A 26,069-nucleotide genomic window follows, 5' to 3' on the forward strand; every position below is an offset into this window, starting at 1 on the left:
GTTTCGAAAAATGGCTTATGATCTCATCGTCATCGGTTCGGGACCGGGCGGATATGTCTGCGCCATCAAGGCGGCTCAGCTCGGCCTCAAGGTCGCCGTGGTCGAGAAGAACGCCACGCTGGGCGGAACCTGCCTCAACATCGGCTGCATCCCCTCCAAGGCTCTGCTTCACGCCTCGGAAGTGTTCGCCGAGGCCAACCACTCCTTCGACACGCTCGGCGTCGAAGTGACGCCTAAGCTGAATCTCAAGAAGATGATGGCGCACAAGGACACGACGGTGTCATCCAACGTCAACGGCGTCGCCTTCCTGTTCAAGAAGAACAAGATCGACTGGCTGAAGGGCACCGGCAGGGTGCTCGGCGCTGGCCTCGTCTCCGTCACCGGGGAAGACGGCAAGACCGAGGAAGTCGCGACGAAGAGCATCATCATCGCAACGGGTTCGGATGTATCAGGCATTCCCGGCGTCGAAGTCGCGATCGACGAGAAGGTCATCGTATCGTCCACCGGCGCGCTGTCGTTCGCCAAGGTGCCCGAGCATCTCGTCGTGGTCGGCGGCGGCGTGATCGGACTGGAACTGGGTTCGGTCTGGGCTCGGCTCGGCGCCAAGGTCACCGTGGTCGAGTATCTCGACACCATTCTCGGCGGCATGGACGGCGAGGTCGCCAAGCAGTTCCAGCGCCTGCTCGCCAAGCAGGGCTTCGAGTTCAAGCTAGGCTCAAAAGTCACTGGCGTGAAGAAGGCGAAGAAGGGTGCGGCCGTCACCTTCGAGCCGGTCAAGGGCGGTAATGCCGAGACCATCGACGCCGACGTGGTGCTGATCGCCACCGGACGCAAGGCGTATACCGACAAGCTGGGGCTGGCCGAGGCAGGCGTGGCGCTCGACGAACGCGGCCGCGTCAAGACCGACGGCCATTTCCAGACCAATGTCGCAGGCATCTATGCCATCGGCGACGTGATTGCCGGGCCGATGCTGGCGCACAAGGCAGAGGACGAAGGCGTCGCCGTCGCGGAAATCCTCGCTGGGCAGGCCGGCCACGTCAACTATGACGTGATCCCGAGCGTCGTTTACACCAGCCCCGAGATCGCCTCGGTCGGCAAGACCGAAGAGGAACTCAAGAAGGCTGGCATCGACTACAAGGTCGGCAAGTTCCCGTTCTCGGCCAATGCAAGAGCGCGGGCGACGCTGCACACTGATGGCTTTGTGAAGATCCTCGCCGACAAGGCAACCGACCGCGTGCTCGGCGCGCACATCATCGGCTTCGGCGCGGGCGAACTGATCCAGGAAGCGTCGGTGCTCATGGAATTCGGCGGCTCTTCGGAAGATCTGGCGCGGACCTGCCACCCGCACCCGACGATGTCGGAAGCGGTCAAGGAAGCTGCGCTGGCCACCTTCTTCAAGCCGATCCACATCTGAGTTCCTGACCTAACGTAAGCCCGGAAAGCCGCCTGAAGGCTGTCGCGGACTTCCCACGCGCCTGCAGTCAATTCCTGACAAGAGTCCTGTCAGGACTGATCGGCGCATCATTTTTTGTGACTGTTTTGCACTGCAAAACTGATGTAAGGGTTCGCCCGCCCCAGCGTAAGCCCGGCGATGGGACGGCTTGTCTGTTTGATCTCCAAGTGGCTCGGGCCCATATCCGGACAGACGCGGCTATATTGGCGTCGCGCAATCGGACAAGTGAGCATGGCGAAGTTCAGGTTCCACAAACTGGCCGCGATCGCGGTTCTGATCGGTGTCAGCGCCTGGGTGGCGACGGGAGAATTCTCCTCCGTGGGCAGCGCTCAGAACGAGGCGCCGCCCACTCCGGCGGAGGCCAGCGATCAGGTGGAAGTTCCATTGCGAACCGTGGCAGTCATCGCGCCGCCGCGTGTCGAGCACCAGCGGGCCATCCGCATTTCCGGCCGCACGGACGCGGAGAAGCGCGTCACGCTTGCGACCCGCGTGATGGGCGTCATCGAGAAGCTGCCGGTCAGGCAGGGCCAGCGGGTCGAGCGCGGCGACCTTGTCATGCATCTGAATGCCGAAGACAAGGAAGCGGCCGTGCGCATGGCCGAAAGCGTCGTCACGCAACGCCAGGCTGAGGCCGACGCGGCCGAGCGGCTTGTCGGCGGCGGCAACGCCCCCAAGCTTCAGGCAGACCAGGCGCGCGCCGCGCTGGCCACCGCCAGTGCGCAGCTCGAGAGCGCGAAAGCGGAGCTCGCGCAGTACAGCATCTACGCACCTTACAACGGCGTTATCGACAAGCTGCCTGTGCAACGCGGTAGTGCCATCCTCGCCGGTGCAGAGGTCGCGACGCTTATCAATCTCGATCCGCTTCTGGCGATCGGCCAGGTCAGCGAGCGCGACCTGAAATATGTCAGCCTCGGCAGCGCGGCGGACATCGTTCTAGTCGACGGGACGTCGGTGAAAGGCACCGTAACGTACATCAGCCGGGACGCGACGTCGGCGACCCGCACCTTCCCCATCGAGGTGTCGATCCCTAACCCGGACAAGTCGCTGCCGGCAGGCATGACGGCGGAAATCACCTTGCGCGCTGCGCCGACGGATTCCGTCGTGCTGCCCCGGTCGGTTGTGACATTGAGTTCGGGCGGTGATCTCGGTATCCGCGCCGTCGGCGACGACAACAAGGTGGTCTTCTACCCGATCGACCTCGTCGACGACACGCCGACAGGCCTTGTCCTTGGTGGTATCCCTGCAGGAGTCCGGGTCATCGTCGCAGGGCAGGATCTCGTTAATGACGGCGACGAGGTGGTGCCCGTCGAGGCCGATGCCGCGACAATCCAGAAGCTCATCGGCCAGGCCGGTAACGGTACCTGATTACAAGGCAGGAAACGTCAGCCGCAATGGATATCGTCAAGATTGCGATCAACAATGCGCGGCTGACGCTGTCCGTGCTCATATTCCTCGTCATCGCAGGTGCGCTCGCCTATCGCGCGGTGCCGAAGGAGGCGGAGCCCGACGTCGCCATTCCGATCATGTATGTCAGCCTGGTCTATCAGGGCATTTCGCCGGAGGACTCCGAGCGGCTTCTGCTGCGACCTGTGGAATCGCAGCTCAAGAACCTGAAGGGTCTCAAGGAGATGAAGTCGGCCGCCTATGAAGGCGGCGGCTATGTCCTGGTCGAGTTCGACCCGTCGACCGACCTCTCCGACGCCTTGATCGACACACGCAACAAGGTGCAGGACGCCAAGCGCGACCTACCGTCTGGCGTCGAGGAGCCAACCGTTAACGAGGTCAACCTATCGGAATTCCCGGTCCTTGTCGTGACGCTCTCGGGTAACATTCCCGAACGCACGTTGACAGCCGCCGCCAAGGAATTGCGCGACCGCATCGAGGAAGTGCCCGGCGTCCTGGAAGGCACGATCCAGGGCTCGCGCGACGAACAGGTCGAGGCGATCATCGATCCGGTGAAGCTGTCGTCGTACGGCCTGCAACTCGACCAGTTGATCCAGGGCATCGGCGCGTCGAACAGCCTCGTCGCGGCGGGCGCGATAGAAGGCTCAGAAGGCAAATACGCCGTCCGTGTCCCGGCCCTCATCGAGACGCCCGAGGACATTGCACGACTGCCTGTCGTCGCCGGACCGGATGCAATCGTGCGCGTGCAGGACCTCGCCACCGTTCGCTCTACCTTCAAGGATGCCGAGACGATCACCCGTCTTGACGGCAAGCCGGCCATTGCGATCGAGGTCAAGAAGCGCATCGGCGCAAACATCGTCGAGACGATCGACGGCGCGAAGGCCGTGGCCGATGCTTTTCTGGCGCAAGCGCCGGAAGGCATGGAAGTCACCTACACGCAGGACAAGTCGGTCTTCGTCAACACGCTGCTGAACGACCTGCAGAACCATGTGATGATCGCCGTCATCCTGGTCTTCATCGTCATCCTCTACGCGCTCTCCGGGCGCGCATCGCTGCTGATCGGGCTGGCGATCCCGGCATCGTTCCTGATGGGCATTCTGGCGCTGGCGCTGATGGGCTATACGATCAACATGATCGTGCTTTTCAGCCTCATCCTGGCTGTCGGCATGCTCGTCGACGACGCGATCATCGTCACCGAATTCGCGGAACGGCGCATGTCGGAAGGCATGCCGAAAGAGCAAGCCTTCGAGCTTGCCGCCAAGCGCATGGCAGGACCGGTGATCGCGGCGACCATGACCCGCATCGCGGCCTTCTCACCGCTGCTCTTCTGGCCGGGCATCGTCGGCGACTTCATGAAGTACCTGCCGATCACGCTGATCGTCACGCTGGCGGCCTCCATGGCCTATGCGCTGATCTTCGCGCCGACGCTGGGCGCCATGTTCGCCAAGGCGCCGATCCACGAAGAAGGCGAGAACCGCGACGGGCTCTACATGGCGATCGTCAAGCGCGCGGTCGCCTATCCCAAGACCGTGTTGGTGCTGACCCTGGCGCTTCTGGTGGCCGTGCCCGTGGCATATTCAAGATTCGGCGCTGGTGTGGAGTTCTTCCCGCAAGTCGAGCCGGACTACGGCCTGCTGTACGTGCATGCGCGGGGCAACCTCTCGCTCGCCGAGATGGACGCCGCGACACGCGAGGCCGAGAACCGCATCCTGAACTGGCCGGGCATCAAGTCGGTCTACACGCGCTCCGGCAAGGCGCGGGGTGGCGGCGCGGAAATTCCCGAGGATGTCGTCGGCGTGATCCAGTACGAATTCATCGACTGGCGCGAGCGCAAGTCCGCGCACGAGATCCTCGACGAGCTTCGCATTGCCATGGCGGGGATACCCGGTGTCGACGTGGAGGTGCGCGTGCCCGATGCGGGGCCACCGACCGGCAAGCCGATCCAGATCCAGCTTTCGGCCGTGGATCCAACAAGCCTGAACGAAAAGGCAGCCGAAGTCGCGGCGGCGGTCGCCAAGGTGCCGGGCGTTATCGACATTTCCGACGGACTGCCACCGCCAGGTATCGATTGGTCGCTTGAGATTGATCGCGCCAAGGCTGCGCAGTTCGGCGTCAGCCCAATCGCTGTAGGCACTGTCGTGCAGCTTGTCACCACCGGCCTCAAGCTCACCGACTATCGTCCCGCTGGGGCTGATGACGCGGTGGATATCAGGCTGCGCCTGCCGGAAGACCGTCGTACTCTTGGCGCCCTAGACCAGCTGCGCATCGAAACGAGCCAGGGCTCGGTGCCGATTTCGAATTTCGTTTCGCGCAAGCCGGAGAGGACGGTCGGCATCCTTAATCGCATCGACGGCAAGCGCACCATCACCATCCAGGCGAATGTCGCGACCGGCTATCAGGTGGCGGCGGTGCAGGGCGAGGTCAGCCAACTGGTTGCCGGCATGGGACTGGATCAGAGCGGCATCGGCTGGAAGCTGGCCGGCTCCAACCAGGACAGCGAGGAGGCCGGCGCGTTCCTTACCAACGCCTTCGGCGCGGCGATCTTCCTGATCTTCCTAGTGCTGCTGGCGCAGTTCAACAAGTTCACCAGCGTCTGGCTGGTGCTCTCGTGCGTCGTCATGGCCACCATCGGGGCATTGCTCGGCATGATGCTGACGGGGCAGGCCTTTGTCATCGTCATGTCGGGCATCGGCGTCATCGCGCTCGCCGGGGTGGTGGTCAACAACAACATCGTGCTGATCGACACCTACGACCGCCTCCGCGAGGAAGGCTGGAACCGGCAAGACGCGGTCCTGCAGACATGCCGGGAGCGCGCGCGTCCCGTCGTGCTGACGGCCCTTGCCGCGATCCTCGGCGTTCTGCCCATCGCCTTCGGCCTCGGCCTCGAACTGTTCCACCACGAAACCACGATCAACGCGCCCTCGACGCAATGGTGGATCGCGCTGTCATCCGCGATCGTGTTCGGCCTGTCCTTTGCAACGGTCCTTACGCTGATCGTGACGCCGTCAATGCTGATGGTCTTCACACGCGACGCGCCGAGGAAGAGTGCACGTCGCGGCTGGCTTCGACGGCTCCTTGGCAGGAAGCCACCTGTCACAGCTGCGCCAACGGCCGCCAACGAGGCGACGGCCGCCCTGCCAAAGGCGGCAGCGGAATAAGCAACGTCCAAACGGTTAATATCGAAGAGTTCGCGGCGAAGGAACAAGCCGGCGTCCTTGCGCATTGTGTCGTCGAAGCAACGACCTGCGAGGGACGACCATGACTCTGACGACCATCCTCATAATCATCCTCATTCTGATCCTGCTGGGCGCCATTCCCGCTTGGCCGCATTCCCGGTCGTGGGGCTACGGGCCGTCAGGCATTGTCGGCGTCATCCTCGTCGTCCTGCTGATCCTGCTGCTGATGGGAAGGATTTAGGCAGGACGGCTTGCCAGCGTTCAGATCGGCAGTATGGGATCGCTTTCGACTGGCGAAAAATCGGCGGTGCGGGTGATATTCGAGGCGAGGAACACCGCGAAAAGAGGGAAAGCTATTGCGATGAAGATCGGCGAAAAGCCGGTACGCTCACCAACAAAGCCGATCAGGGACGGAGCGACCAAAATTCCCGAATAGCCCATCGTCGTGACAACGCTGACACCAGCCCCCGGGCTGGTGTCAGGCTGGTTGCCGGCTGCGGAGAAAAGGATAGGAACGGTGTTGGCGAGGCCCAGCCCCGACACGCCGAACGCTGCGATCGCCAGCCATGGCCATGGTGAAAGTCCCGCCACCAGTATCCCAGTTGCTCCCACAAGGCAGGAAATCCGGAATGTCGTCACCGCTCCGAGCCGGCCTCGGACGACGTCGCCCAGGAAGCGCATGATCGCCATGGCCCCAGCAAAGACGCCGAAGGCAAGTCCTGCCGTCGCAATGTCGCTGCCCAGTTCCTGCTTCAGATAGAGTGCGCCCCAATCCAGCACCGCGCCTTCCGAATTCATGCAGAGCAACGCCATGATGCCGACGATGTAGACGGCGGGTGCGCGCGGCAGGGTGAATTTCCTGTGCTCCTGCGCCAGCGGCACGTCAGCCACCAGATGCCGCATTGCCACGACGGTGATTGCCAGCGCTATAGCGGTCACCACCACCGCGTGCCACAGATGACCCCAATACAGGATCATGAGACCCCCGGTGCTGCCGCCGACGAAACCTCCAAGGCTCCAGAACCCATGCGAGGAGGACATGATTGGCCGGCCGAGTTTTTTCTCGACGGTAACGGCATTGGCGTTCATGGACACATCTGTGGCTCCGAACGTGCCGCCAAAGACATACATGGCCACAGCTGCGGTCGCTACGCCGGGTGCCAGCGCGACCAGCAGTAGGCCGAAGCAGCACGAGATGGCGAAGCAGATCGTGACAATCCTCGACCCGTACTTCGGGATCAGGTGACCGGCGCCGATCATTGCGCTGACTGCGCCTGCCCCGAACAGGAGCAGGAGAAGACCGAGCGTGAATTCGGTGATGGCCAGTCGCGTGAGAAGGACCGGAATCTGCGGCGCCCATCCGCCCATGACAAACCCGTTCATGAAGAAGATGGCCGCAACAGCCCAGCGGCCGCGAACTGCGACGGCGGCTGCATTGCTTGCGTCCATGGGCGGTATCCTCCGGAAACGCCCTGCATTAAATCGGTTCGCCCGCGTGTCAATCGGATGAGGGAAGAAAGCTTGTGGGCCAAGCTTCCTTCAGAAGTTATGTCAGGACCACCAGAAGGTCTTTCGCGTCGATCTGGTCGCCGGCTTTCACCAGAACCTCGACCACGGTGCCGTCTCGCTCTGCATGCAGCGCAGTCTCCATCTTCATCGCCTCGATGGAGAGAAGGACGTCGCCCGCCTTGACGGACTGCCCGGCCGACACGGCAAGGGTGGAGACTACGCCCGGCATCGGTGCGCCGACATGGCTCTCGTCTCCGGCTTCCGCCTTGCGCCGGGCAGCGCCCGCCGAGGCGCCGGCGGTGCGGTTCGGCACCTTGACGCGGCGCGGCTGGCCGTTGATCTCGAAGAAGACCGTCACCATGCCCTTGTCGTCGGTATCGCCAAACGCGAGGCAGCGCACCACCAGCGTCTTGCCTTTCTCGATATCGACGAAGATCTCGTCTTCCGTCTTCATGCCATAGAAATAGGTCGGGGTCGGCAGCACGCTGACCGGACCATAGTTGTCCTGCGCGGCGGCGAAGTCCGAAAAGACCTTCGGATACATGAGCCAGGAGGCGAATTCGTATTCGGAAAGCGGACGGCCGAGTTTTTCCTCGACCTCCTTGCGGCTGGCCGCGAGGTCCGCGGGCTTGAGCAGCGATCCTGGCCGCACGGTGATTGGCTCGGCCCCCTTCAGTGCCTTCTTCTGCAAGGCGCCGGGCCAGCCGCCGGGGGATTGGCCGAGATCACCGCGCAGCATCGACACCACCGAGTCCGGGAAGGCAATGTCCTTCGCCGGGTTCTCGACATCGGCGACGGTCAGATCCTGGCTCACCATCATCAGGGCCATGTCGCCCACGACCTTGGAGGACGGCGTCACCTTGACGATGTCGCCGAACATCAGGTTGACGTCGTGATAAGCCTGCGCCACCTCGTGCCAGCGCGTCTCCAACCCCAGCGAACGCGCCTGCTCCTTCAGGTTGGTAAACTGCCCGCCCGGCATCTCGTGCAGATAGACTTCCGAGGCAGGCCCTTTCAGGTCGCTCTCGAAGGCGGCATACTGGTTGCGCACGGCTTCCCAGTAGAACGAAATCTTGCGGATCGCGCTGGAGTCGAGAGCGGGATCGCGCTCGCTGCCCTTCAGCGCCTCGACCAGCGACCCCAGGCACGGCTGCGACGTGTTGCCCGAGAAGGAGTCCATCGCGGCATCGACTGCGTCAACGCCGGACTCCACTGCCGCCAGCACGGTCGCAGCCGACAGACCGGAGGTGTCGTGCGTGTGGAAGTGGATGGGCAGATCGGTTTCCTCGCGCAGCGCCTTGAACAGCACGCGCGCTGCTGCCGGCTTCAGCAGGCCCGCCATGTCCTTCACCGCGATAATGTGCGCGCCTGCCTTCTCCAGTTCCTTGGCAAGGCCGACATAGTATTTGAGATCGTACTTGGCGCGCTCGGGATCGAGCAGGTCGCCGGTGTAGCACATTGCCGCCTCACAGAGCTTTCCCTCAGCGACGACGGCGTCCATGGCGACGCGCATGTTCTCCACCCAATTCAGGCAGTCGAACACACGGAAAAGGTCGATGCCGCCCGCAGCCGCCTGCTTGACGAAATGCTGGACGACATTGTCGGGATAGTTGGTGTAGCCGACGCCGTTGGCGCCCCTCAGCAACATCTGCAGCAACAGGTTGGGCGCGGCCTCGCGCACCAGCGACAGACGCTCCCACGGGTCTTCCGTCAGGAAGCGCATCGAGACGTCGAACGTCGCGCCGCCCCAGCATTCGAGCGACAGAAGCTGCGGCAGCGAACGCGCGTAGACGCCTGCGATGCGGGCGATGTCATAGGTGCGCATGCGTGTTGCGAGCAGCGACTGGTGGCCGTCGCGCATCGTGGTGTCGGTGACGAGCACCTGCTTTTCCGCGCGCATCCAAGCGGCGAATTTCTTGGGACCAAGCTCATCGAAGCGCTGCTTGGAGCCCGCCGGTATCGCGCCATTGAGATAGGGCACGACCGGCTCTGCCGCATCCGGGTTTGGCGAGGGCCGGCCCCTGGTTTCCGGGTGGCCGTTCACGCTGACGTCCGCCAGATAGTTGAGCAGCTTGGTAGCGCGATCCTGCCGCTTCACCTGCGCGAAGAGTTCGGGCGTCGAGTCGATGAAGCGCGTCGTGTAGGAATTATCCCTGAACGAGGGGTGGTTGATGATCGCTTCCAGGAAGGTGAGGTTGGTCGCGACGCCGCGGATGCGGAATTCGCGGAGCGCGCGGTTCATGCGCGCGATCGCCTCCTGTGGGGTCGGCGCCCAGGCGGTCACCTTCTCCAACAGCGGATCGTAGAAGCGCGTGATGACCGCGCCCGAATAGGCGGTGCCGCCGTCGAGCCGGATGCCGAAGCCCGTCGCGCCGCGATAGGCGGTGATGCGGCCGTAATCCGGAATGAAGTTCTGCTCGGGATCCTCGGTTGTGATGCGGCACTGCAGAGCGTGGCCGTTGAGCTTGATGTCCGCCTGCGCGGGAACCCCGGATTCGGGCGTTCCTATCGCGAAGCCGTCGAGGATATGAATCTGCGCCTTGACGATATCGATACCCGTCACCTGCTCGGTGACCGTGTGCTCGACCTGGATGCGCGGGTTGACCTCGATGAAGTAGAACTTGCCGGTGTCGGCGTCCTGCAGGAACTCGACCGTTCCAGCACCTATATAGGCCGTGTCCTTGGCGAGTTTCAGCGCATAGCCGCAGAGTTCGTCGCGCAACTCCTGGCTCAGATAGGGCGCGGGCGCACGTTCCACGACCTTCTGGTTACGGCGCTGGATCGAGCAGTCGCGCTCGAAGAGATGAACCGCGTTGCCGTGCGTGTCGCCGAGGACCTGCACCTCGACATGGCGCGCGCGCTCGATCAGCTTTTCGAGGTAAACCTCGTCCTTGCCGAAGGCCGCCTTCGCCTCCCGTTTGCCTTCGGTCACCTCGCGCACGAGGTCCGCCTCGTTGCGAATGGCCCGCATGCCGCGACCGCCGCCGCCCCAGGACGCCTTGAGCATGACGGGATAGCCGACCTCGGCTGCCAGCTTCTTCACCGCTTCCATGTCGTCGGGCAGCGGGTCCGTCGCGGGGATGACAGGCACGCCAACTTCGATGGCGAGGTTGCGCGCCGCGACCTTGTTGCCGAGCCGGCGCATCGTCTCCGGCTTGGGACCGATGAAGGTGATGCCGGCCGCCGAGCAGGCGTCGGCGAACTCCGGGCTTTCCGACAGCAGGCCATAACCGGGATGGATGGCGTCGGCGCCTGACAGCTTTGCAACCCGTAGTACTTCCTCGATGGAAAGGTAGCTCTCGATCGGCCCCATGTCCTTGTCGAGGTGCGGGCCGCGTCCGACCTGATAGCTCTCGTCCGCCTTGAAGCGGTGAAGCGAATATTTGTCTTCCTCGGCCCAGATCGCGACCGTCTTCAACCCGAGTTCGTTCGCGGCGCGAAAGACCCGGATGGCGATTTCGGAACGGTTGGCAACGAGTATCTTGGTAATTGGCACGAACACGCTCCGAAGGGCCAAAGGGACGTAAACGACGAATGTTTACCGGGAAAATGCTGCAGTGCAAACAAATTAAGCATCTGCGCTGAGGCACCTCTTTACTGACCAGGCCTCTATCCGGAAACGTGAGTTTGAGACAAAGAAAAAGCCCGGCGGTTTCCCGCCGGGCTTCGTCAATCCGGTAGGCCCGGAAAGATCAGCGCATGAAGTAGCTGATCTTGCCGTCGTCGCCCTTCTTCCACTCATAGACCACGTAGTCGGCCTTGGTGATGTCGCCCTTGCTGTCGAAGGAGAGTTCACCAAGCGCCGTCGCGAAAGGACCACCCGACTTGGCGGCTTCCGCGACCTTCTGCGGGTCGAGGTCGCCGGCCTTCTTGGCGGCTTCCGCGATCACCTGCACCGCAGCGTAGGCGTAGAGAGTATAGGCTTCCGGCTCGAAGCCGGCAGCGCGGAACTTCTCGACGAGGTCCTTTGCCGCCGGGTTCAGGCGTGGGTCCGGAGCGAAGGTGTTCAGCGTGCCGATCACCGCGTCGCCTGCGATCGCGGCCAGTTCGTCGGAGACGATGCCGTCGCCCGAGAACAGCGGAGCCTTCAGGCCCTGGTCAGCCGACTGGCGGATGATCAGGCCGGCTTCGGTGTGCAGGCCACCCCAATAGATCAGGGTCGTGCCGGCGTCCTTCATCTTGGCGATCAGCGCCGAGAAGTCCTTGTCGCCGACGTTCACGCCTTCATAGATGACTTCCGTCACGCCAGCGGCGTTGAGAGCCTTCTTGGTCTCGTCAGCGAGGCCCTGGCCGTAAGGAGTCTTGTCGTGGATGATCGCGACCTTGGCGTCCTTGAAGTTCTCTGCGATGTAGGCGCCGGCAACCGCACCCTGCTGGTCGTCACGGCCGCAGGTGCGGAACGTGTTCCACAGGCCGCGGTCGGTGAAGACCGGGTTGGTCGAAGCCGGCGAGATCTGCATGATGCCGTTTTCGACATAGACTTCCGAAGCCGGGATCGAAGCGCCCGAGTTGAAGTGGCCGACCACAAACTTGACGCCGTCGGCGACAAACTTGTTGGCGACCGAAATGGCCTGCTTCGGATCGGCAGCGTCGTCACCGATGACGACCTTGATCTGCTCGCCATTGATGCCGCCAGCGGCGTTGATGTCGGCGGCGGCCTGTTCGGCGCCGCGCTGGAGCTGTGCTCCGAAAGCAGCGTTCGCGCCGGTGATCGGACCGGCGACGCCGATCAGCACTTCCGCCCACGCGCTGCCGCTGAATACAACCATGGCCGACAGTGCAACTGCGGACAACAGTGATTTCTTCATTGATGACTCCCGTTAAACCGAGTGGGCGAGAAAGAAACTTTCATGCGATGCCCACCCTATCGCAGAAAAGCTAGTTTGCTCATTTTCCGGCGCTTGTCACGCCGTTTCAGACGCATCGTGCGCCGTTTCGCGCAAAACCGTTTCCCGGAGCGACGCGCTCAGGATGCGGCCTTCGCCTTCCAACTCAGCAGCGAGGCGCGCTCGTAGAGCCAGTGGTATTGCGTGACCATCTGGTTGGTCCGCGTGTATCTGAAGCCGATGATGCCGAACGCCATTAGGATGATCGTGTCGACGACGTAGAACTGCGGCGCGAACATGGTCCCGTCGAACAGCGCGTGGTGAATGAAGCGCACGGCAATGCCGAGCAGGAGCAGGAAGACGACGAGGCTGGACACCGGACGCCATGTCTGCGCGCAGGCGCGGCCTGTCATCCATGCAGCCCAGCCGCCAAGCATGCAGGTGATGAACAGGAACTGCCAGACCGACTCTTCTTCGTAGAGGATGCCGTGCATGCTACGTCTCCGCCTTCAATGCCCACCGCCCTCGAGATACGCGGCGCGCACCTCGGGATTGGCGAGCAGTTCCTGGCCACTGCCGCTCATGGTGACGTTGCCGTTGACCATGACGTAGCCCCTGTGGGCCAGCTTCAGGGCACCGAACGCGTTTTGCTCGACAAGGAACACCGTCAGGCCCTGCGTCCGGTTCAGCTCCTTCACGGCATCGAAAATCTGCTTCACGATCAGCGGCGCCAGCCCGAGCGACGGCTCGTCAAGGAGCAACAGTTTCGGCCGCGCCATCAGCGCACGCGCGATCGACAGCATCTGCTGCTCGCCTCCCGACAGCGTACCGCCACGCTGGGCGATGCGCTCCTTGAGGCGCGGGAACAGGCTGAAGACTTTCTCGACGTCCTCGTCGAAATATTTGAGCTTGTCGAGCCCCGCGCCCATCTGCAGGTTTTCCATCACCGTCATGCGCGGGAAAATGCGTCGCCCCTCCGGCGATTGCGCGATGCGCAGCCGCGCGATCTCGTGCGTGGGCAGATTGGTGATGTCGGTGCCGGCAAAGGTGATCGTACCGGCGCGTGCGCGCGGCGTGCCAAAGATCGTCATCATCAGCGTCGACTTGCCGGCGCCGTTCGCCCCGATCAGGGTGACGATCTCGCCTTCCTCCACATCGATCGAAACACCGTTCAACGCGCGGATGTTGCCGTAATAAGTCTCGACGCCTTCGACTTTGAGCAGGGGTTGCGCGGCCATCACTCAGCCCCTCCGCTCTTGGCGGCAAGCGCCTTCGCCTGTCCGATCCAGTCCTCGCGGGCGATGCGCCCGTCAAAGTCGAGATAGGCTTCCGCGGCCTTCACGTCGGCTTCCGTCCAAGTCGCGATCTGGTCGAAATGGAAGATGCCGTGGTCGTGCAGCTTCTTTTCGTTGACCGGCCCTATGCCCTTTATGAGGGTCAGTTTGTCAGGCTTGCCGCCTTTGGGCGCGGTAAGCGCGTTGGACAGCGCGAGATGGTGCTCGTATTGCTCCGCCTTTGATGCGCCTGGATCGACCTTGACGACCTCGCCCTCGTCCTCGCTATGACCAACGGTGTCGACAATCGGGCCCGCCAGCATCGACGCCGAATCGGCGGGTCCATGCGTCCGGTCCGGTTCGCCGTCCAGTTCCTCGATGACCTGTTCGCCGGCCGTATCCGAAAGGACGTTATCGACCTCGCTGTCATCGACGCCGAGGTAGGCGGCGATGACGCGCGGATCGCTCTTCACCGAAACCGGATCGCCGTCGGAAATCTTGCGGCCATATTCCAGCACCACGACATGGTCGGAAATCTTCATCACGACCGACATGTCGTGCTCGATCAGCAGGATCGAGGTCCCAGTCGCCTTGATGCCGTTCAGCAGGTCGTTCAGCGCCAGCGACTCGCGCGGGTTGAGGCCCGCGGCGGGCTCGTCAAGGCAAAGCAGCTCCGGTCCGGTGCACATGGCACGCGCGATCTCGAGACGGCGCTGAGCGCCATAAGGCAGGTCACCCGCGGGATCGTCGGCGCGATCGATGAGATCGGCCCTCTCCAGCCAGGACTTCGCCAGATCGATCGATTCCGCCGACGCCTTGCGATAGTTGCCGATGCCGAGCAGGCCAAGGAGGGTATAGCCCGAGGCTACCATCAGCTTGTTGTGCTGGGCGACAAGCAGGTTCTCTAGGACAGTCATGCCGGAGAACAGGCGGATATTCTGGAACGTGCGCGCGACCCTTGCCTTCGCGGGTATCTGGAAGTCGGGCAGACGCTCAAGCAGGTACTGGTCGCCGCCACGGGTGGTCAGCGTGATCATGCCCTCGGACGGCTTGTAGAAACCCGTGATGCAGTTGAACACGGTCGTCTTGCCGGCGCCGTTGGGACCGATCAGTGCGGTGATCTCGCCGCGCCTTGCTTCGAAGGACAGGTCGCCGATGGCGACCAGCCCGCCGAATTTCATGGAAAGATGCTCGACCTTGAGGATCGGGCCGGTCATGGCGGTCTGCGCGTTCATCAGCCGTGCCCTTCCTTGGTGAAGGAACTGTCGATCGCCTTGCGTTCGTGTAGGTAGGCGGTCGGCTCGCGGCTGCCGACGAAGCCGCGCGGCTTCCACAGCATGACCACGACCATGGCAAGACCAAACAGCAACATGCGGTAGAGCTCAGGCGTGAAGCTCTCGCCAAAGACCTGCTTCAGGAACTGAAGCTCGCGCAGGATTTCCGTGCCGCCGATCATGACGGCGGCGGCAACAGCGATGCCGACCAGCGAACCCATGCCGCCCAGAACCACGATGGCGAGAATGATCGCCGACTCGAGGAAGACGAAGGATTCGGGACTGACGAAACCCTGGCGCGCGGCGAAGAACGATCCGGCGAAACCGCCGAACATCGCGCCGATGGCAAAGGCGGTGAGCTTGGTGTTGGTGGTGTTGATGCCGAGCGAGCGGCAGGCGATCTCGTCCTCGCGCAGCGCCTCCCACGCGCGGCCGATCGGCATACGGCGCAGCCGGATTGTCACGAAAGCGGTCAGCAGCGCCAGCGCCAGGATCAGATAGTAGAGGAAGATCTTGTAGTAGACGCCGGAGGTGCCGATGTCGAAGACCTTGCCGAAATAGTTCTCGTCGGAAACGTTGAAGGTGGCGAAACCGAAGAAGGTGACCTTCGGGATACCGGAAATGCCGGCCGTGCCGTTTGTCACCTCGCGCCAGTTGATCAGCACAAGGCGGATGATCTCGCCGAAGGCCAACGTGACGATGGCGAGATAGTCACCGCGCAGGCGCAGCACCGGAAAGCCGAGGATGATGCCCCAGAAGGCTGCCATGATGCCGGCGGCCGGCAGCAGGATCCAGAACGACCAGCCGAACTCCGTGCCGAGCAGCGCGTAGGAGTACGCGCCAACCGCGTAGAAGGCGACGTAACCGAGGTCGAGTAGCCCAGCCAGACCGACGACGATGTTCAGGCCCCAGGCCAGCATCACGTAGATCAGGATCTGAATGCCGAAATTGTCGACCCATTTCAGCGAGCCCTGCAGGCCGGCGGTGAAGAGCGAAAAGATCGGGAACAGGATGAGCAGGATGATCGCGACGGTCGAGAAGTTCTTTTTGAGATATGGCCGGCGACGGTCGATGATAATCGCCACGGCGACGATGGCAATGATCAGCCATGTCTTCCAGTTGGTGAACAGGCCTACCAGACCGCTGAGATCAGGTCGCGCATAAGCGATGAAGCCGAGGAATATCGCGGCAAGGCCGATGATTATGCTGTTGCGCAACTTCGCAGTATCGCCCCGCGCCAGCATGGGCGCGCCGAACGCGACGTAGAGGAAGCGCCCGATCATCACCAGCGCGACGACGATGGCAAGCAGGCCAAACCGCGGCACGAGGATCAACTCGTTGCGCATGTTCTGGTCGGTCTTGACGCCGATGAACAGGACGAAGAGGCCGAACGAGATCAGGCCCGCATAGAGCGCTTCGCGCACTGCCGATTGAATCGGCCAACGGGGCGCGGTGTCCGCGGAGACGGTTTCGACAGCCATGGCGTCAGACCTTTTCGACTTCTGGTCGGCCAAGGATGCCGGAGGGCAGGAAGATCAGCACGATGGCAAGGATCGAGAACGCCGCGACGTCCTTGTAATCGATCGAGAAGTAGGCTGACCACATGCCTTCGATGAAGCCGATGAGCAATCCTCCAAGCACGGCTCCCGGAATGGAGCCGATGCCCCCGAGCACTGCCGCCGTGAACGCTTTAACGCCGGGGATGAAGCCGTCCGAGAATGACACGACGCCGTAGTACATCAGGTACAGCGTACCGGCGACTGCAGCGAGCGATGCGCCCATGATGAAGGTGATCGAGATGGTGCGGTCGACGTCGATTCCGAGAAGCGCGGCCATCTTGCGATCCTGCTCGCATGCCCTTTGCGCACGGCCGAGGGCGGTCTTGTTCACCAGGTACCAGAAGATTGTCAGCAGGAGGACCGTGACGACAACGATGACGATCTGCTTGGCCGAAATGGAAACCCCAAAGATGTTGTAGACGGTGGAGATCATCGGCGGGATCGGCTTGTTGCGCGGACCCTGAGTGACCTGCACGAAATTCGACAGCGCGATCGACATGCCGATGGCGGTGATCAGCGGCGCCAGGCGGAACGAGCCGCGCAACGGCCGGTAGGCAACCTTTTCGATGGTCCAGCTGTAGAGGCTGGTCAACAGCATCGAGACGATCATCATGATCAGCAGGAACAGCACCACTGTGACCGAGGCGAAGACGCTGACCAGAAAGAGGAAGACGATCAACGCGATGAAGGCGCCGATCATGAATATATCGCCATGGGCGAAGTTGATCATTCCGATGATGCCGTAGACCATCGTATAGCCGATCGCGATCAGGCCATAGATCGATCCCAGCGTCAGCCCGTTAACAAGCTGCTGGATAAAATATTCCATCTATAAACGGCTCCCCGGGAAAGTCGTCCTGCCGGACGCCTTCCTTTCTTGATTTCCCCTAGTCCTAAAGTTTCGAGCCTGGATTGCAACGTCAATTCTTCGCGATACGGCCTACCGTTGCGGCACGCTATCTAGACCCCTCGCACTCTCCGACCCTGCCCTGGACCATCGCGGACGCTAACATTGGCACAAGGCAATGTCTTTGACTAATCAGCGTTACGCAAGCCCGAAAATCGAAACTTGTTCGACGAACGCCGTGTTTGGCCGCAGGAATTTGCGGTCATCCTTTTGGTCGGCCCTTCTCTGGGGACCAGATGGAAGAGACTTTATGTGACGATAAAACCGTGTGCGAACGGATCGCGGTCGTCGATGAAGATGGTGTTGAAGCCGGTCTGCCGCGCCCAGCCACCGATGGAGGGAATGATAGCCGGCTTGTCGGCGACGCTGGTCTCTCTTTCCACCCGCCCCCTGAACAGGGAGCCGATGATCGACTCGTGCACGAAGCTGTCGCCGGTCTTCAGCCGGCCCTGGCCGTGCAATTGCGCCATGCGCGCCGACGTGCCGGTGCCGCACGGGGAGCGGTCGATCGCCTTGTCGCCGTAGAAGACGGCATTGCGCGCATCCGCCTCATGATGCGTAGGCTTGCCGGTCCAGAGCATGTGGGAAAGCCGGTTAATGTCCGGGTTTGCGGGATGCACGAATGTGTACTTCTCGTTCAGCCGCTGGCGCACAACCGGGCTCCAGGCAATCAGCTGTCCGGCAGTGTAGTCGGCCATGTCGGCGTAGTTCTGCTGAGGTTCGACGATGGCGTAGAAGTTGCCACCATAGGCAACGTCGACCTTGAGCTCCCCGAGATCGGGACACTTGACGGTCAGCCCCTCGGCATAAAGGAAGGACGGCACGTTGGTGATGCGGACTTCCTCGACATACTCCCCCTCCTGCCGATATTCCGCGATAACGAGACCCGCGGGCGTATCGAGGCGCAGCACACCCGGGGTCTTCGGTTTCACAAGCCCGTTCTCGATCGCCATCGTGACCGTGCCGATGGTGCCGTGCCCGCACATCGGCAGGCAGCCGGACGTCTCGATGAAGAGGATGGCGATATCGCAGTCCGGCCGTGTCGGCGGATAGAGGATCGAACCCGACATGACATCATGCCCACGCGGCTCGAACATAAGCCCGGTGCGGATCCAGTCATATTCGGCGAGGAAATGCGCGCGCCGCTCCATCATCGTGGAGCCTTGCAGCAGCGGTCCGCCGCCGGCGACAAGACGAACCGGATTGCCGCAGGTATGACCATCGATGCAGGTGAAGGTATGCCGGGCCATGAGGGTCCCCTAGAAACGCTGAGGGCTGAAGGGTGAGATGTCGATCGCCGGCGCTTCGCCGGAAAACAGGTTCCGGATCAGGCGGGCCGTGGCGGCCGCCTGTGTCTTGCCCAGATGGCCATGTCCGAAGGCGTACAGCACGTTGGGCGCGCGCGAACGGCCGATGACGGGCAGCGAATCCGGCAACGACGGGCGGTATCCCATCCATTCGCGACCGCCCTCGGTCTTGAGGCCGGGCAGGAAGCGTTTTGCCTTTTCGAGCATTGCCTTCGAGCGCGCGTAATTCGGTGGTAGTTCGAGGCCCGCAAGTTCCACCGCTCCGCCGACCCTCAGGCCGGTGGAGAGCGGCGTGATGACGAAACCGTGGCCTGGAAAGACCAGCTGCCGTTTGACGTTGAACGCATCGACTGGGAGCGTGGTGTTGTAACCCCGCTCGGTCTCCAGCGGGATTCTGTCGCCGAGCTGCGCCGCCAGACGATGCGACCACGCACCGGCCGCGATCAGAACTTTGCCCGCCCGCGCGGTGGCGCCATCGGCAAACCGAAGCGTGACGCCATTCTGGCTCGCTTCCACGCCGGTCACTTCGGCGCGCTTGAACCGCGCGCCGATCGTTTCGGCATAGGCCCAGACAGCCTTGCCGAGCAGCTTCGGGTCGATGGAGGTTTTCCAGCCGGGTAAAAAGGTGGCCTTGTGGAATTGTGACGAAAGACCGGGCTGCAACGCTGCGAGTTCCTCGCCCTCGATGTGGCGATATGGAATTGCGTAGCGGTCGCGCGCCTGCCAGCCTGGCAGCGATGCAAGGAACTCGGCTTCGCTTCCGTAGAGCTCCAGCGAACCGTCCTCCCGCAGCATGTGCCGCGTACCGGAACGGTCGAGCAATTCCATCCATTCCGGCTCTGCAAGCTTCATCATGGCGGCCTGCGCCGCCAGGCTGGCCTCGAAATGCCTTGGCGAACTGGCACGCCAGAAACGCCAGAGCCAAGGCAGAAGCTTCGGCAGATAGGACGGGCGAATGGATAGCGGGCCGAGCGGATCGGCCAGCCACCGAGGCAGGTTCTTCATCATGCCTTTGTGGGCCAGCGGCAGAACGTCGGAGAAAGCGAATGCCGACGCGTTGCCGGAACTTGTCGCTTCGCAGACGCCCGTCCGGTCGTAGACCGTTACGCTGTAGCCTGCCTCCGAGAGAAGCGCGGCTGCGCATATCCCGACGATACCGGCACCGACGATGGCGACATCCCCCGCGCCATATTTTGACGCGGGAAAAGAGCCTAGTTGAGCCAGATGGTGGGGCGGCATGCGCGCTCGCGGCAGAAGCAGTCCGTTTTGCTATGCAGCCTTCGGCAGCGAAAGTCGAGAAAGATCAGGCCGCGCCGCCAGAGCTTCGTCGACGATCTTCACGACCGCCGCACGACGCTCACCCGACAGCGGTTGACGTGGCATGCGAACACGGTCGTTGGTGCCGATGACCAGCGCTTCGACGAGCTTGAGATTCTGGACCAGATAGGTCGAGACGTCGAGGTCGAGCAGCGGGCGGAACCAGCGGTAGATCGCCAGAGCTTCGTTCCGACGACCCTGATTCATCAGCTGGTAAATCGCGACCGTTTCCTTCGGGAAAGCCACGACCAGACCGGCGACCCATCCGATCGCACCGACCGACAGCGCCTCGAAGGCAAGATTGTCGACGCCGGTGAACAGATCGAATCGATCGCCGAAGGCATTGATGATGTCGGTCGAGCGGCGGATGTCGTCTGACGATTCCTTGATCGCCACGAAGCGCTCGTCTCCCGCCAGCCTTTCCATGTCGGCAATGGTGACATCGACGCGATAGGCCAACCGGTTCGAGTAGATCATGATCGGCAGGTCGCCGGCCTTCGCGACTGCGGAGAGCGCGGCAACCGTTTCCTCTGGATTAGTATGGTAGATCGGCGAAGGTACGACCATCAGGCCGCTTGCGCCGGCCGCTGCGGCCCGTTTCGCCATCTCGGCGGCTTCACGCGTGCCGGGCTCGTTGACGGTCAGCAGAACCGGCTTGCGGCCGGAAACCCTCTGCGCTGTCTTCAGCACGTCGATCTTTTCGTCCTGGCTGAGCATGGGCCCCTCGCCGAGCGAGCCGGCGACGATGAGGCCGTCGCAACCCGCCTCCATCTGAAGTGCGAAGCAGCGCTCCATCTCCGCATGGTCAAGGCGGTCGTCTTCGGTAAACTTGGTCGTGACTGCTGGAAAAACACCGGCCCACATGGCAACCTCCATCTGATATATCACTGATATATCTTTCTCCAAAAGACCTGTCAATATGGATTCCAGCGTGATATGCGAGAAATATATCAGAGAGGCGGAGCCGTGTTGAACAGATCACAAAGTGGGGGAGAGTCAGGTGGCGAACCGGCTACCGCCAGAGCCTACCGGGCACTGGAGCGGATGATCGTCACGCTCGAACTGGCCCCGGGCAGTGTCGCCACCGAAGGGTCGCTGATCGAGCGCATCGGTCTCGGGCGCACACCGGTTCGCGAGGCCATCCAGCGTCTGGCGCTAGAGGGCCTGCTGGAAGTGCGGCCGCGCGCCGGCCTCGCCATTGCATCGCTTCATCCAGGAGACTGGGTCCGCGTGATAGACGCGCGGTGGGGGCTGGAACTCGTGCTTGCGCGGTCTGCTGCGCGATATGTCACGAGCGAGGCGGCGGGCCGTTTTCATGTTGCCGCTATCGGCATGCAGGACGCAGTCGTGGCAAACGACGTGCTGGCCTATCTCGAAGCTGACAAGGCAATGGATGAGGCTCTCGCGCTGGCCGCCGAAAATCCTTTCGCCGCGCGCTGCGCCGCATCGCTACAGACCCACAGCCGGCGTTTCTGGTATCGGTACCGGACGGAAACCAGCCTTGCCGAGGCCGCCGGTCAGCATGTGCTGCTGATCCAGGCGATTCTCCACGGCGACGAAACGGCGGCCGACCAGGAGGCAGACCGGCTCATGACCCTGCTGCGCGCGCACGCAGAAGCGGTTGCGCGGCGTTGGACCTAAGCCGCCACCTACGCGCCATCACCGAGAGCTGCGACGTTCAGCTCCCAGTTCTCGCCAGCCGACAGGACGCAACTCTGGCCGTCAGTACGAGTGGCCAAGATCGTCCAAGTACCCTTGTCCGAAACAAAGACCTCGATCACAGCGTCGCCACTCACTTGACCGATCGCAGTCGGAGCCTCGCGATATTCTTCAGAGAGTGATTTCACCATCACTGCACGGTCGGCGCAAAACTCAAGCGCCGGGGCTGGCGACGTCGTCACCATCAGCATGCTGGTGAGAAAGGCGGGCAGAAGCACCATCTCGCGGGTCATGTTGGCATCTCCGTATAGCATCGGCGCTAGGGCACCGGTGTGCGAAATCAAGGAAAAGCCCAGGCTCGCCGTTCCATCACGAAAATGTAATGGGATGTGACCAACGTGATGGAACAAAAAGGCCCAACGCTAACCGCGCCGGGCCTCCAGTCAGAATTGGTGCACATGCACCTCAGTTCATCGTCGGGATGACAAACTCCGCACCGTCCTTTACGCCGGACGGCCAACGCGACGTCACGGTCTTGGTCTTGGTGTAGAAGCGGAAGGCGTCCGGGCCGTGCTGGTTGAGGTCGCCGAAGGACGACGCCTTCCAGCCACCGAAGGTGTAGTAGGCGATCGGCACGGGGATCGGAACGTTGACGCCGACCATGCCGACCTGAACGCGAGACGCGAAGTCGCGCGCCGCATCACCGTCGCGGGTGAAGATGGCGACGCCGTTGCCCATCTCGTGTTCGTTGGTGATCTTGAGCGCATATTCGTAGGTCGGCGCACGCACCACCGAGAGAACGGGCCCGAAAATCTCTTCCTTGTAGATCTTCATCTCGGGCGTCACCTCGTCGAACAGACAGCCGCCCATGTAGTAGCCATTCTCATAGCCCTGCATCTTGAAGCCGCGGCCGTCGACGACGAGCTTGGCGCCTTCCTTGATGCCGGCATCGACATAGCCCTTCACGCGCTCTAGTGCCTGGGAGGTCACCAGCGGGCCGAAATCTGCGGAGCTGTCGGTAGAGGGGCCAACCTTGAGGCTTTCGACGCGCGGGATCAGCTTTTCCATCAGCCGGTTGGCCGTATCATTGCCGACCGGAACCGCGACGGAGATGGCCATGCAGCGCTCGCCGGCCGAACCGTAGCCCGCACCGACCAGCGCATCGACCGTCTGGTCCATGTCGGCGTCAGGCATGACGATCATGTGGTTCTTGGCGCCGCCAAAGCACTGGACTCGCTTTCCGTTGCTGCAGCCGCGCGCATAGATGTACTGAGCGATCGGGGTCGAGCCGACGAAGCCGATGGCCTTGATGTCCGGATCGTCGAGGATCGCGTCCACCACTTCCTTGTCGCCGTTGACGACATTGAGCACGCCGGCGGGCAGGCCGGCCTCGACGAAGAGTTCGGCGATACGGATCGGCACGCCCGGGTCACGCTCGGACGGCTTCAGGATGAAAGCATTGCCGACGGCGATCGCAGGCGCGATCTTCCAGAGCGGGATCATCGCCGGGAAATTGAACGGCGTGATGCCCGCAACGACGCCGAGCGGCTGGCGCATGGAGTAGACGTCGATGCCCGGGCCAGCGCCGTCGGTGAACTCGCCCTTCATGAGGTGCGGCGCACCGATGCAGAACTCGACCACTTCGAGGCCGCGCTGGATGTCGCCCTTGGCGTCGGCAACGGTCTTGCCGTGCTCGCGCGCCAGGATTTCGGCGAGCTCATCATATTCCTTGTGAACGAGATCGAGGAACTTCATCAGCACGCGGGCGCGGCGCTGTGGATTGGTTGCAGCCCAGCCGACCTGTGCGGCCTTGGCGTTCTCCACGGCCGCACGCAGTTCCGCAGCAGAAGCCAGCGCCACGGTGCCACGAACGGTGCCGTCGAGCGGCTGCATGACATCCTGCTTGCGTCCGCTGGTGCCGGCGACGCGCTTGCCGCCGATGAAATGGCCGTAGTCGATCATGTCTCGCTCCCTGACTGGCTCTGAGTGTTCTTGAATGTCCCATTCTCCCGCTTCGCACCGGCCTTGGCAACGCGAGCCGATACGCAACCGTTGTGCGCAGAGTGTATAGCAGATACGCTTCGGCTATCATTCTTTGCAAAGGCATTCGATGCATGAACTGGGACGACGTGCGCATCTTCCTCGCGGTCGCACGCGCCGGACAAATCCTCGGTGCGGCGCGGCGCCTTGGACTCAACCACGCCACCGTCTCGCGCCGCATAGCGGCGCTGGAGGACTCGCTCGGCGCGAAGCTGTTTCGCCGGCTGACGACCGGCAGCGAACTCACGCCGGCCGGTGAGCGTTTCCTTGAAATCGCCGAGCGCATGGAAGCCGACGTGATCGCCGCCAGAACAGAACTGGCCGGCGTCGACGAGGCGATCTCGGGGACCGTGCGCATCGGCGCGCCGGACGGATTCGGCGTCGCTTTCCTCGCCTCGAGACTGGGAGCGTTGACTGCGCAGCACCCTGACCTGCGCATCCAGCTCGTACCGGTGCCCCGATCATTTTCGCTTTCCCGACGCGAGGCCGACATCGCCATCACCACGGAGCGTCCCACCGAAGGCCGCCTTGTCGCCCAGAAGCTGGTCGATTATTCGCTCGGCCTTTACGCCGCGCGTTCCTATGCGGAAGCGCACGGCCTGCCGGAGACGCCGGCAGGCCTCAAGTCGCATCGACTGGTCGGCTATGTGCCCGATCTCGTCTTCAGCCCGTCGCTCGATTACGCGCGGGAATTCAGTCCCGATTGGGATGCGACCTTCTCGATCTCGTCGGCGCTGGGCCAGGTCGAGGCTGTACGGTCAGGCGCGGGCATAGGCATCCTGCACGCCTTCATAGCGCGCGAAGACCCTAACCTGGTGCCGTTAAAGGGCGTCAAACCGATACGCCGCGCCTATTGGCTGGTTTATCACGAAAGCGTCCGGTCACTGAGCCGCATACAGGCCGCCGCATCGTTCATAACGCAGGCCGTCGAACGCGAAAAACGCCTGTTTCAGTGAACGGAAATCGGTCTCTCGCCGGAGAAAAAACCAATCTCATCCCTTCCGGGCTAACATCCGGAAATCCCGTGATTTTTTCCCGGCGAGAGGACTTCGTGCTGCGATGCGGAAACAGGAATATTTCCGTAAAGCATTGCAAATCCTGCATAATTGTGCGTATATTGAATGAATATTCAACAATTTCAGAGCGGTCACATGAACCCACATATGCTCAATGTGGCGGTTCCCCACGATTGGGATCGGCGAGGTCTTCCAGGCTGGGCGTATCACAGCCCCGCATTGCTGGAACTCGAGAAGGAATTCGTTTTCCGCAATCACTGGCAGATCGCCGGACACATCTCGGACGTGCCCAATCCGGGCGACTACCTGACCATGGACGTGGTTGGCGAGCGCGCGTTGATCGTGCGGGGCAAGGACGGCGTCGTCCGGGGCTTCCATAACATCTGCCGGCATCGCGGTTCGCGCGTCGTCGCCGAGGACCAAGGCAACTGCAAGAACGCGCTGGTGTGCCCCTTCCACGGCTGGGTCTACAATCTTGACGGCACCCTGCGGGGGGCCGCGCGCCCGCGCACCTTCCCCGAACTCGACAAGGAAGAGTTCGGCCTGATGCAGCTCGACCTCGAAGTCTGGATGGGCTTCATCTTCATCCGCTTCCATCCCGGCCCGCAGCCGTCCGTCGCCGAGCTGATGAGCCCGGTCGCAGCCGAGATCGCTCACTACGACGTCGCCAACATGCTGCCGTCCTGGGGCATCTGGACACAGACTTCGCCGGTCAACTGGAAATCCGTCCGTGACGTGGACAATGAAGGCTACCACGTGGCGATGGCGCATCCCGCGTTGCAGGATCTCTACGGCGCGACCTATTTCGACGAGCCGTTCCTCAACGGCGTGTCGCGCTCCTTCGCGACCTACAACCCGCATGCCGGCCGCCGCTGGAGCGTGCGCAACTATGTGAAGATCGGACCGGAGCAGCAGCGCTTGCCGGAACATCTGCGCAAGGCCTGGATTTACTACGGCATCTTCCCCAACAACGTCATCACGCTGACGCCGGAAACCGTGCAATTCTACCAGGAGTTCCCGCTGTCGACCGGCGAGACGGTGCTTCGCGGCGCGATTTATCGCTACGCGGACGAAAGCCGCGAACAGGCCGCCGCGCGGTATCTCGCCTATCGCATCGACCGCGACACGATGGCCGAGGACGTCCAGCTTTCCGTATGGTCGAACGAGTCCATGCTGTCGCAGTCCTTCAGCGGCTTTTACCTGTCAGACTTGGAGTATGGCGTGCGTACGCACCACGACCATCTGCGCAACATGATCCCGGTTCTCAATCTGGAATCCGCGCCGGACGAGAAGGACATGGCGAGCCTGAATACGGCGCTGCGGAGCCACACCTAGCGTCGGATCGGCC

The 26,069-nt window shown here is 62.5% G+C and carries 20 protein-coding genes; 7 read left to right on the top strand and 13 right to left on the bottom strand.

Annotated elements, in window-relative coordinates:
• Positions 1 to 10 precede the first annotated feature (10 nt).
• The 4 genes from lpdA to ABMA32_RS14825 all read left to right on the top strand — a co-directional run bounded on the left by lpdA (position 11) and on the right by ABMA32_RS14825 (position 6,274).
• Positions 11 to 1,414 (top strand): dihydrolipoyl dehydrogenase, encoded by a 1,404-nt coding sequence (gene lpdA, locus ABMA32_RS14810; protein ID WP_349014511.1) that lies wholly within the window; start codon positions 11 to 13, stop codon positions 1,412 to 1,414.
• Positions 1,415 to 1,684: 270 nt separating this feature from the next.
• A complete protein-coding gene (locus tag ABMA32_RS14815; protein ID WP_349014512.1) occupies positions 1,685 to 2,818 on the top strand; it encodes an efflux RND transporter periplasmic adaptor subunit in 1,134 nt (377 codons plus the stop codon).
• A gap of 26 nt (positions 2,819 to 2,844) precedes the next feature.
• On the top strand, positions 2,845 to 6,015 hold the full coding sequence (locus ABMA32_RS14820) for an efflux RND transporter permease subunit (protein WP_349014513.1): 3,171 nt from the start codon (positions 2,845 to 2,847) through the stop codon (positions 6,013 to 6,015).
• Between the two features lie 100 nt (positions 6,016 to 6,115).
• A complete protein-coding gene (locus tag ABMA32_RS14825; protein WP_349014514.1) occupies positions 6,116 to 6,274 on the top strand; it encodes a DUF3309 family protein in 159 nt (52 codons plus the stop codon).
• Positions 6,275 to 6,294: 20 nt separating this feature from the next.
• Here ABMA32_RS14825 and ABMA32_RS14830 read toward each other — a convergent pair whose 3' ends face one another.
• From ABMA32_RS14830 to ABMA32_RS14880, 11 genes are all read right to left on the bottom strand, one after another.
• A complete protein-coding gene (locus ABMA32_RS14830) occupies positions 6,295 to 7,482 on the bottom strand; it encodes an MFS transporter (RefSeq protein ID WP_349014515.1) in 1,188 nt (395 codons plus the stop codon).
• A gap of 97 nt (positions 7,483 to 7,579) precedes the next feature.
• The gene (gene pyc, locus ABMA32_RS14835; protein WP_349014516.1) at positions 7,580 to 11,038 is read right to left on the bottom strand and encodes a pyruvate carboxylase; all 3,459 of its coding nucleotides are present in this window, start codon (positions 11,036 to 11,038) and stop codon (positions 7,580 to 7,582) included.
• Between the two features lie 196 nt (positions 11,039 to 11,234).
• The gene (locus ABMA32_RS14840; RefSeq protein ID WP_349014517.1) at positions 11,235 to 12,350 is read right to left on the bottom strand and encodes a branched-chain amino acid ABC transporter substrate-binding protein; all 1,116 of its coding nucleotides are present in this window, start codon (positions 12,348 to 12,350) and stop codon (positions 11,235 to 11,237) included.
• 158 nt (positions 12,351 to 12,508) lie between these two features.
• The gene (locus ABMA32_RS14845) at positions 12,509 to 12,862 is read right to left on the bottom strand and encodes a DUF6867 family protein (RefSeq protein WP_349014518.1); all 354 of its coding nucleotides are present in this window, start codon (positions 12,860 to 12,862) and stop codon (positions 12,509 to 12,511) included.
• A gap of 15 nt (positions 12,863 to 12,877) precedes the next feature.
• Entirely contained in the window at positions 12,878 to 13,606 is a 729-nt protein-coding gene (locus ABMA32_RS14850; protein ID WP_349014519.1) for an ABC transporter ATP-binding protein, read from the bottom strand.
• Positions 13,606 to 14,877 (bottom strand): ATP-binding cassette domain-containing protein, encoded by a 1,272-nt coding sequence (locus ABMA32_RS14855; RefSeq protein ID WP_349014520.1) that lies wholly within the window; start codon positions 14,875 to 14,877, stop codon positions 13,606 to 13,608. The genes ABMA32_RS14850 and ABMA32_RS14855 overlap by 1 nt, the downstream gene beginning before the upstream one ends.
• Positions 14,877 to 16,397 (bottom strand): high-affinity branched-chain amino acid ABC transporter permease LivM, encoded by a 1,521-nt coding sequence (gene livM, locus ABMA32_RS14860; protein WP_349014521.1) that lies wholly within the window; start codon positions 16,395 to 16,397, stop codon positions 14,877 to 14,879. The genes ABMA32_RS14855 and livM overlap by 1 nt, the downstream gene beginning before the upstream one ends.
• A gap of 4 nt (positions 16,398 to 16,401) precedes the next feature.
• Positions 16,402 to 17,304: a branched-chain amino acid ABC transporter permease gene (locus tag ABMA32_RS14865; protein ID WP_349014522.1), complete on the bottom strand. Its 903-nt coding sequence runs from the start codon at positions 17,302 to 17,304 to the stop codon at positions 16,402 to 16,404.
• Positions 17,305 to 17,630: 326 nt separating this feature from the next.
• On the bottom strand, positions 17,631 to 18,632 hold the full coding sequence (locus ABMA32_RS14870) for a 4-hydroxyproline epimerase (protein ID WP_349014523.1): 1,002 nt from the start codon (positions 18,630 to 18,632) through the stop codon (positions 17,631 to 17,633).
• A 9-nt stretch (positions 18,633 to 18,641) separates the two neighbouring features.
• On the bottom strand, positions 18,642 to 19,928 hold the full coding sequence (locus tag ABMA32_RS14875; RefSeq protein ID WP_349014524.1) for an NAD(P)/FAD-dependent oxidoreductase: 1,287 nt from the start codon (positions 19,926 to 19,928) through the stop codon (positions 18,642 to 18,644).
• Positions 19,929 to 19,958: 30 nt separating this feature from the next.
• Complete coding sequence (locus ABMA32_RS14880) at positions 19,959 to 20,870, bottom strand: dihydrodipicolinate synthase family protein (protein WP_349014525.1); 912 nt, start codon at positions 20,868 to 20,870, stop codon at positions 19,959 to 19,961.
• A gap of 72 nt (positions 20,871 to 20,942) precedes the next feature.
• Here ABMA32_RS14880 and ABMA32_RS14885 point away from each other — a divergent pair, with 72 nt between their 5' ends.
• Positions 20,943 to 21,647 carry a GntR family transcriptional regulator gene (locus ABMA32_RS14885; protein WP_425475529.1) on the top strand — a complete coding sequence of 235 codons (705 nt, stop codon included), beginning with the start codon at positions 20,943 to 20,945 and terminating at the stop codon, positions 21,645 to 21,647.
• Between the two features lie 8 nt (positions 21,648 to 21,655).
• Here the strand turns inward: ABMA32_RS14885 and ABMA32_RS14890 are convergent, their stop codons facing one another.
• A complete protein-coding gene (locus ABMA32_RS14890; RefSeq protein ID WP_349014527.1) occupies positions 21,656 to 21,958 on the bottom strand; it encodes a hypothetical protein in 303 nt (100 codons plus the stop codon).
• Positions 21,959 to 22,130: 172 nt separating this feature from the next.
• A complete protein-coding gene (locus ABMA32_RS14895; protein ID WP_349014528.1) occupies positions 22,131 to 23,627 on the bottom strand; it encodes a CoA-acylating methylmalonate-semialdehyde dehydrogenase in 1,497 nt (498 codons plus the stop codon).
• 152 nt (positions 23,628 to 23,779) lie between these two features.
• Here ABMA32_RS14895 and ABMA32_RS14900 point away from each other — a divergent pair, with 152 nt between their 5' ends.
• Together ABMA32_RS14900 and ABMA32_RS14905 are read left to right on the top strand one after the other, a co-directional pair.
• Positions 23,780 to 24,661 (top strand): LysR family transcriptional regulator, encoded by an 882-nt coding sequence (locus ABMA32_RS14900; protein ID WP_349014529.1) that lies wholly within the window; start codon positions 23,780 to 23,782, stop codon positions 24,659 to 24,661.
• Positions 24,662 to 24,856: 195 nt separating this feature from the next.
• Positions 24,857 to 26,056, top strand: a complete 1,200-nt coding sequence (locus ABMA32_RS14905; protein WP_349014530.1) for an aromatic ring-hydroxylating oxygenase subunit alpha — start codon at positions 24,857 to 24,859, stop codon at positions 26,054 to 26,056.
• Positions 26,057 to 26,069: the final 13 nt, after the last annotated feature.

The organism is Mesorhizobium quangtriensis, assembly GCF_040081925.1.
Taxonomy (GTDB): Bacteria; Pseudomonadota; Alphaproteobacteria; order Rhizobiales; family Rhizobiaceae; genus Mesorhizobium_K; species Mesorhizobium_K quangtriensis.